Below are 8,450 nucleotides of genomic sequence, written 5' to 3'. Positions count from 1 at the left end.
GAAGAAACCCTCCTGTGTAATGATCCTGGCGTTAAAAAAAAGTTATTCACAATAAAAGTTATCATGGAATAACGATCTGGAAAGAATGAATTAAATATTCACGAAGATCTAAGGATTAATTAACAATTCGCACGTTAATAATAACAACTTTTTCTATGGTTATCAACAATAAATTAAGAGTATTTCTGTTTCCACATAGAATCCCAAAGTTATTAACAATGATAATGATGTTCTATTTTCTTGACATACTAAATTTATTTAGAGTATAATTTTCTGTAGTCTATCTTAGGTTTAACAGCTATTTTTCGATTTTAAGGGGGTGTTTGCTTTGAAAAGAACATATCAGCCTAAATCCCGTCGCCATAAAAGAGTTCATGGTTTCCTGGAGCGGATGAAAAGCACTGGTGGTAGAAACGTTTTAAGACGTCGTCGTCTAAAAGGTCGTAAGAAGTTGTCTGTCTAGGGCTGCAGGGAATGTGGCCTTTTTTATACTGAACAGCCCTTAAGCTAAGGAGGGCATATGCTTAACAAAGTTTACAGAATGAAAAAAAAGGCCAATTTCCAAAGTGTATTTGCACATGGAAAGAGTTATACCTCCAGACAAGTAGTCATATATATCTTTAAAGGACATACTCGCAAAGTTGGATTTATCGCTTCCAAAAAAGTTGGCAATGCTGTAAAAAGGAATCGTGCCAAAAGACTGATGCGCGAGGTTGTCCGCTTGCATATGGACGGTGTAAATTGTGATTGCCAAATGATTTTTATAGCTCGCACGGCGATAAATACGGCAACTTTTGCAGAAGTTGAGAAATCTATTTGTTATATTTGGAGAAAAGCGGGAATTTTAGATGAAAAAAGTAAGTAGAATATTGGCAACAGTATTGATAAGTCTTATTGTATTTTATCAGCGATATATATCGCCGCTTAAAGGACCAAGCTGTAGATTTTATCCTTCATGTTCGGAATATGCTATTCAATCTGTCAAAAAGTATGGGATCCTAAAGGGTATGGGTAAATCAATCATTCGGATTTCCAAATGTCATCCTTTTCATCCCGGGGGATATGATCCTGTTTAAGGAGGGTTTTTGTGGATATCATCTATCAGGGAATGGCCGAAATATTACGTTGGCTATTCGAGCTTTCGTCCATGATCGGGCTGCCCTATTGGGGTATGGCTATCATTCTATTTACGATTATTATTAAACTCATTTTATATCCGCTCACATGGAAGCAGACGGTTTCCATGCGCAAAATGCAGGAACTTCAGCCAAAAATGGCTCAACTTCAGAAAAAATATGCTAACGATAAACAAATGCTGAATCAAAAAACCATGGAAATGTACAGTGAAGAAAAAGTGAACCCTTACTCGGGATGTCTGCCGATACTGGTTCAATTACCGATCTTATGGATATTTTACCGGACATTGGCGAACTTCCCTTACGGGACAGGGGAAGCTGTTACGTTTTTGGGGTTTAATATCACCCAAGCGTATGGGTTCCAACTCAGCTGGCATTTGATACTGCCCATAATTGCCGGTTTGACATCTTATGTCATGTCTAAAGTTTCGATGTCGATGAACAAGCAGCAGACCAAACCCGGCGCAAAAAAAGATGCGCAACAAGCAGCGGCAGATTCCACACAGAAAATGATGCTCTATTTCATGCCGATATTTATGGCCTATATCGTCATAACTCTTCCTTCCGGGTTAGGTTTTTATATTGTTACTATGAATATTGTGTCAATCCTGCAAACTGTCTATATATATAAGAAGTTGGATCAACAGAAACAAAAAGCTGCTTCTGGTGACTGAGGAGGTACACGAATGAAGGTTGCTGAAAAAACCGCAAAAACAGTGGAAGAAGCTGTTTCATTGTGTTTAGCAGAACTTGGTGTGACACGCGATCAGGTGTCCGTTGAAGTGTTGGAGGAACCAGGAAAAAAAGGCTTGTTGGGATTATTCGGCAATAAATTGGCCAAAGTCAAAGTAAGTTATGAGGATGACCCCGGTGCGATTGCCTGCAGCTTCCTGAAAAAAATGACGGAGGCAATGGCCGTGGACGCCGATTTAGAAGTGTTCCACCGGGATGATCATATAAAGATCAATATTACCGGATCAGACCTCGGAATATTGATTGGTCGAAGAGGGGATACACTCGAATCGATACAGTTTTTGACCAACCTGGCGGTATCAAAGAAATTAACGAATCGCAGCAGGATTGTTATTGATGTCGAGGGCTATCGAAAACGCAGAGAAGAAACGTTGATTGTTCTTGCCAAGCGCTTAGCGGATAAGGTGAAGAAAAGCGGCAATCGTATTGTACTTGAACCTATGAGTCCGCAGGAAAGACGCATTATTCATACTGCTCTGCAAAATGAATGGAAAGTAACGACGTACAGTGAGGGTGAAGAGCCTCATCGCCGCGTTGTTATTGCGTTAAAAAGGAATAGTAACTCAGAAATTTCATAAAATAAATAGAAGGGGGAAACCCCTTTTATTTACAGTAACTATTAACTAAGTTTCATGATTTCTGGAGATGAGAAAATGGATGATACCATCGTTGGCTTAGCAACACCTGCAGGTGAAGGAGCCATCCATGTTATCCGTTTAAGTGGAAAACAGGCCAAAGTAATAGTTGGATCTTGTTTTCGCCCTACCAACAATAAAAAATGGTCAGCGGATACGACGTTTACTCTTCATTTTGGCTGGTTTTATGATGGAGAGACAAAAATTGATCAGGTGTTGATCAGCAGAATGAATGAACCGCATTCTTTTTCCGGTGAGGATATCTTGGAAATTAATTGTCACGGCGGTATGGTTACGGCAAGGCGTATAATCGAAGCGTGCCTTAGTCAGGGTGCACGTTTGGCCGAAGCCGGTGAGTTCAGTAAACGTGCTTTTCTGAATGGAAAAATGGACCTTGTTCAAGCCGAGGCAATCGTCGATATTATTACGTCAAAAACAGAGCTATCCGCGGATCTGGCTTTAGCTCAGCTTGGCGGTCACTTATCATCAAGAATTAATGACGTTCGGCAGGAAATATTAGATATTCTGTCTTACATTGAAGCGACAATTGATTTTCCTGAGGATGAAATTGATGATATCGCTTTGAAGGAGTTATCGGAAAAAATAATTACTGCCAAAGATAATTCAATTGAAATATTTAAAGGCAGCAAAACGGGAAAAATTATACGCGAAGGTTTATCAACGGTCATTGCCGGTCGCCCGAATGTAGGAAAGTCCAGCCTCTTAAATGCCTTATTAAGAGAAGAGCGCGCTATCGTAACAGAAATACCGGGGACAACACGGGATGAAATCAGGGAGTATATAAAAATTGGAGAAGTACTCCTACACCTCACAGACACAGCAGGCATTCGAGAGAGTGACGATCCTGTAGAAATGATCGGTATTGAAAGAGCTTGGAAAGCTTTAAATTCTGCTGACGTTGTCTTGCTACTGCTCGATGCCCTGGAAATATCATCAGGTAAACTGACGAATGAAGAAAAATCGATTCTTGAAGACTATGCGGATAAATTGATTGTACTCATAAATAAAATCGATGTACTTCCTTCTTATGAGTTTAACGAATCTATGCTTCCGCCGAATGTTTTTTGTCTTCCGTTTTCGGTAAAGAATCGTATAGGTTTTGCTGAGCTCGAGGCAGAAATAGTCAACAGAGTATTTGAAGGCGACATTTCCGTTACGCAGGACCCCATTCTGTCCAATATAAGACAAATACAGGCGATGGAAAATTGTATTATTTTATTGGAAAAAGCTTTGGAAGCTGTTTATGCCAATGTGCCATTTGATTTAGTTTCTATTGATATCCGGGCAGCATTGGAAGAAATATCGTCTATAACGGGACATCATGTACAAGAAGATTTATTGGATAATATTTTTTCAAGATTTTGTATAGGTAAGTAGAAAGTAGGATTCGTGTGCAATATTTTGCAGGTCAATATGATGTTATAATAGTCGGGGCGGGACATGCCGGTTGTGAGGCTGCTCTCGCCTCAGCCCGTATGGGATGTGAAACTCTGCTGATTACAATAAATTTGGACAGGGTAGCGAACATGCCATGTAATCCGTCTATAGGCGGACCTGCTAAAGGTCATCTTGTCAGGGAAATTGACGCTTTAGGCGGACAAATGGGTATCGTAGCTGACGAAACAGCTTTGCAGGCAAGGATGTTAAATACTGGAAAAGGGCCTGCGGTCCATGCGCTCCGAGTACAGTCAGATAAAAAAGCGTATCATCTTCGCATGCTCAATATACTCCATAACCAACCCAGATTGACCTTAATTCAGGCGATGGTTGAAAAGCTCTATCTGGAGAAGGACACGATTAAGGGGATTATTACCCGAACTGGCGCGATATTTAAAGCATCCAGTATCGTCCTGACAAGCGGAACTTATTTAAGAAGCAGAATTATTATAGGCGAAGCGATCTACGAAGGCGGTCCGGGCGGCGATATGACTTCAACCGTGCTTTCTCAACATCTTAAAGAATTGGGTGTTGATATGGGCCGCTTTAAAACCGGTACACCGCCTAGAATATTGAAAAGCTCCGTTGACTTTTCAAAGTTTGTTATTCAGCCGGGAGATATAGACCCACAGAAGTTTTCGTTTATGCCGACAAAGAGTATTTTTTGGGGCGATGACCCGAGTAACCAACTTCCATGCTGGTTAGGCTACACCACAGAAGAATCGCATGGTATCCTTCGGGATAATCTGCATCGCGCACCATTGTATACCGGCGTAGTCGAAGGAATTGGCCCAAGGTATTGTCCATCGATTGAAGATAAGATTGTTCGGTTTGCACAAAGGGAGGCACATCAGTTATTTTTAGAGCCCGAGGGGAAAGACAGTGAAGAGCTGTATGTGGCCGGGATGTCAACAAGTATGCCTGAGGAGATTCAACAAAAGTTTTTCCACAGTATACCAGGATTAGAGAATGTTCAGATACTTCGCCCTGGTTATGCTATTGAATATGACTATGTAAAACCTTATCAATTATCACTGGGCCTTGAAGTACGCCATTTTCCTGGACTTTTTACTGCCGGACAGCTCAATGGCACATCCGGTTATGAGGAAGCCGCCGCCCAGGGTCTAATGGCAGGGATTAATGCGGCCTGCAAAGCATTGGGAAAAGAACCCTTTATTATGAAACGTTCTGATGGTTATCTTGGTGTTCTTGTTGATGACTTAGTTAATAAAGAAATCAGGGAACCTTACCGCTTGCTTACATCACGGGCAGAATATCGACTTTTGCTGCGCCAAGATAATGCCGATCTGCGTTTAACTGAAAAAGGCCGCGCTATTGGTCTCGTATCCGAAGAACGCTGGGCAAGGTTTGAGCAAAAGATTAACGGGCTAAATGAAATTGCTAATATATGGAAACATACAACCTTTTCGCCGGCAAATGCCGATATTCAGGAAATATTAGCTGCTATAGGCTCTTCGCCGTTACGAAGCGGTATTAAGGCTGAGGAGCTGGTGAAAAGACCAGAAATAACATCGGATAATTTGCGCAGTATAATGCCGGAAATGTTACTGTACGAAAGTGAAGTATTAGAAGAGGCGGCTATAAAGCTAAAATACCAGGGGTATATTGAAAAACAATTGGACGAAGTGAAACGTTTTATTAAAATGGAGGAAAAGCTAATTCCTGACGACATTGATTATAATGATTTGCGCGGAATCTCTAACGAAGCTAAACAGAGAATGAAGGAAGTACAACCTGCTAGTGTCGGCCAAGCTTCTCGGATTAGTGGGGTCAGTCCTGCGGATATCTCTGTTCTGCTCATTTATTTAGAGCAAAGAAAGAGGCGTACTTCCAATGACTGATAGTAATTCGTCCACGGTTTTTGATGAACAGCTCCGTATGCTTAAAGATAAATCAGAGTTGGACTTGGGGATAGAACTCACCGAGGATCATGTTAAGAAGTTTAAACGTTACGCAACCCTTTTACTTGAATGGAATGAAAAAATTAATTTAACATCTATTACGGAACCGGCTGAAGTTGTCACCAAACATTTTTTAGATTCACTGGTATTTGTTCGATGGATTGATCGATACTATTCCAATAGCGAGCCGATGATTGCGGATTTGGGAACTGGGGCTGGCTTTCCGGGCATCCCGATTAAAATAGTGAGACCAAAAACAAAGATAGTTTTAATTGATGCGTTAGCGAAGCGCATAAATTTCCTGAATGAGATTATCAATGAATTGAAACTCGAAAAGGTAGAAATCTGCCATGCACGGGCAGAAGATATCGGACGGCATAAAAAATACAGGGAAATATTCGATTTGACGGTAGCACGCGCTGTTGCGGAATTGCCTGTACTGCTTGAATACGCAACACCATTGCTTAAAGTAAACGGACGATTTATTGCTGCTAAAGGAATAGAACCAGAAAAAGAAATACGCTTGGCAGATAAGGCAATGCTATTGTTGAATTGTGAACTTGAACATGTTGAAAATTACAGTCTGGCTGAAGGAGCGGACTATCGGTCGTTAATTATTATTAAAAAAATAAAAAATACGCCCGCAAAATACCCGCGTCAGGCAGGTAAGCCTAAAAAGGATCCACTATAAAGCTGACAGCATGAACAGACAAACGTTCGTGTATAATTCATACAGTACTATCATAAACCTAAATGAGTCTGGAGAAAATAAAGTGCCTGTTATAAGGCACTTTATTGCAGAAAATTTGGGTTTTTTTATATGTTTTATAGTATAATGATTTTCAGGGTATAATCCGGTAGTTATTTTTAGCAGGCCTGGTTGATCACGTCTGTAGGGAGGAGAAAAAATTGGCTAGAATTATCGCCGTTGCAAATCAAAAAGGAGGCGTCGCTAAGACCACGACAGCAGTTAATCTGTCCTCCAGTTTGGTTGAGAAAGGAAAGAAGGTTCTTCTCATTGACCTCGATCCACAGGGAAATGCAACCAGTGGCTGCGGAATAATGAAGCATAGGCTGTCACGGTGTATTTATGATGTACTTATCAATGAAGAGGACATTCGGAGTGTCATTGCAGATACCGAGCTTAAGAATTTAAAGGTTGCTCCTGCTCGCATTGAATTAGCTGGCGCAGAGATAGAATTAGTTTCGCAAATGTATCGCGAAGGAAAATTGGCAACTGCTCTAAAGGATATCAAAGAGGATTTTGATTTTATAATTATCGATTGTCCGCCTTCATTAGGTCTTCTTACTTTAAATGCACTTTGCGCCGCAACAGATGTATTGATCCCTATCCAGTGTGAATACTACGCGCTGGAAGGGTTGAGTTTATTGGTTAATACACTGGAAAAGGTAAAACGCTCAATAAATCGCGATCTGCAAATTATTGGTGTCCTTTTAACCATGTTCGATGCCAGGACGAATTTATCAATACAGGTTGTTGATGAGGTCAAGAAGTATTTCAGAGATAAGGTTTTTCGGACGATCATTCCACGGAATGTTCGTTTAAGTGAGGCCCCAAGTCACGGACAGCCTATTATCGTCTATGATAGCAAGTCACGGGGCGCAGAAGTATATCGCGATTTAGCTGAGGAGGTTTTGGAACGTGTCTAAAAAAGGGTTAGGGCGCGGACTTGGCGCATTGATCACGGATAGAGAAACTGAAAGCAGCGAGATTAAAGAAATTATGCTGAATGACATATTCCCTAATCCGGGTCAGCCCAGACGCGAATTTGATCACGAAAAGTTAAAGGAGCTTGCGGATTCGATTAAAGAGCACGGTCTTCTACAGCCGATTCTTGTTCGCCCCGAAGGCAGTAAGTATTATATTATTGCTGGAGAAAGACGTTATCGCGCCACTGAGTTAGCTGGATTTGACCGAATCAATTGCATCGTGCGAAACTGCACTGATCAGGAAATGACTGAGAAGGCGCTCATCGAGAACATTCAGCGCTCTGACTTATCACCGGTTGAAGAAGGACTTGCTTATGCCAAATTGATTGAAGAATATGGCTTGACACAGGAGCAAGTTGCAAAACGTGTGGGTAAAGGAAGACCAACCGTTGCTAATCTTCTTCGTATTATTCAATTGCCGGAAGAAATACTGGAATTAATTAAGAAGGAAGCTATTTCACTCGGACATGCCAAAGTTATCCTATCTCTGGATAATAAACATAAGCAGATTGCCCTAGCGAAACGCGTGGCAGCAGAAACTTTATCTGTACGGGAAACAGAGGCTATTGCTCAGAATAATGAGAAAGATAGCCCAAAGAAGACAGAAAAGAAAACAAAGATTTTAGCCTATAGCCCTTTGGGAGATATTGCTGAAAAGCTGCAGCATTCTTTTCAAACAAAAGTTGCTGTATCCGGCAGCGAAGAAAAGGGAAAGATAGAAATTAATTATTATTCTCGCGAAGAACTTAACCGTCTTCTCGAAAAATGGGAAATAGAAGTTTAGGACTGCACAATGTTCCACGTGGAACAACAAT

The 8,450-nt window shown here is 41.0% G+C and carries 10 protein-coding genes; all 10 read left to right on the top strand.

All coding sequences use genetic code 11. From position 1 onward, the window contains the following. Nucleotides 1–328: 328 nt before the first annotated feature. Entirely contained in the window at nt 329–463 is a 135-nt protein-coding gene (gene rpmH, locus LPY66_RS20915; protein WP_337986160.1) for a 50S ribosomal protein L34, read from the top strand. A 57-nt stretch (nt 464–520) separates the two neighbouring features. Next, the gene (gene rnpA, locus LPY66_RS20910; protein ID WP_337986159.1) at nt 521–865 is read left to right on the top strand and encodes a ribonuclease P protein component; all 345 of its coding nucleotides are present in this window, start codon (nt 521–523) and stop codon (nt 863–865) included. Next, nucleotides 849–1,076, top strand: coding sequence for a membrane protein insertion efficiency factor YidD (yidD, locus tag LPY66_RS20905; protein ID WP_443112447.1), 228 nt, complete (start codon nt 849–851; stop codon nt 1,074–1,076). The genes rnpA and yidD overlap by 17 nt, the downstream gene beginning before the upstream one ends. Nucleotides 1,077–1,087: 11 nt before the next feature. Continuing rightward, on the top strand, nt 1,088–1,810 hold the full coding sequence (locus LPY66_RS20900) for a YidC/Oxa1 family membrane protein insertase (RefSeq protein WP_337986158.1): 723 nt from the start codon (nt 1,088–1,090) through the stop codon (nt 1,808–1,810). Between the two features lie 12 nt (nt 1,811–1,822). Beyond that, the gene (jag, locus tag LPY66_RS20895; RefSeq protein ID WP_337986157.1) at nt 1,823–2,467 is read left to right on the top strand and encodes an RNA-binding cell elongation regulator Jag/EloR; all 645 of its coding nucleotides are present in this window, start codon (nt 1,823–1,825) and stop codon (nt 2,465–2,467) included. A gap of 75 nt (nt 2,468–2,542) precedes the next feature. Beyond that, on the top strand, nt 2,543–3,922 hold the full coding sequence (gene mnmE, locus LPY66_RS20890; protein ID WP_337986156.1) for a tRNA uridine-5-carboxymethylaminomethyl(34) synthesis GTPase MnmE: 1,380 nt from the start codon (nt 2,543–2,545) through the stop codon (nt 3,920–3,922). Between the two features lie 14 nt (nt 3,923–3,936). Next, nucleotides 3,937–5,844, top strand: a complete 1,908-nt coding sequence (gene mnmG / locus LPY66_RS20885) for a tRNA uridine-5-carboxymethylaminomethyl(34) synthesis enzyme MnmG (protein ID WP_337986155.1) — start codon at nt 3,937–3,939, stop codon at nt 5,842–5,844. A gap of 37 nt (nt 5,845–5,881) precedes the next feature. Next, complete coding sequence (gene rsmG / locus LPY66_RS20880) at nt 5,882–6,595, top strand: 16S rRNA (guanine(527)-N(7))-methyltransferase RsmG (RefSeq protein WP_337986154.1); 714 nt, start codon at nt 5,882–5,884, stop codon at nt 6,593–6,595. A 218-nt stretch (nt 6,596–6,813) separates the two neighbouring features. Next, nucleotides 6,814–7,575 carry a ParA family protein gene (locus LPY66_RS20875; RefSeq protein ID WP_337986153.1) on the top strand — a complete coding sequence of 254 codons (762 nt, stop codon included), beginning with the start codon at nt 6,814–6,816 and terminating at the stop codon, nt 7,573–7,575. Beyond that, nucleotides 7,568–8,419 carry a ParB/RepB/Spo0J family partition protein gene (locus LPY66_RS20870; RefSeq protein ID WP_337986152.1) on the top strand — a complete coding sequence of 284 codons (852 nt, stop codon included), beginning with the start codon at nt 7,568–7,570 and terminating at the stop codon, nt 8,417–8,419. Before LPY66_RS20875 ends, LPY66_RS20870 begins: the two co-directional genes overlap by 8 nt. Nucleotides 8,420–8,450: the final 31 nt, after the last annotated feature.

The sequence above is a fragment of the Dehalobacter sp. DCM genome (genome assembly GCF_024972775.1).
In the GTDB taxonomy this organism is placed as follows: domain Bacteria; phylum Bacillota; class Desulfitobacteriia; order Desulfitobacteriales; family Syntrophobotulaceae; genus Dehalobacter.
This window is presented reverse-complemented; position numbering and strand designations above follow the sequence as displayed.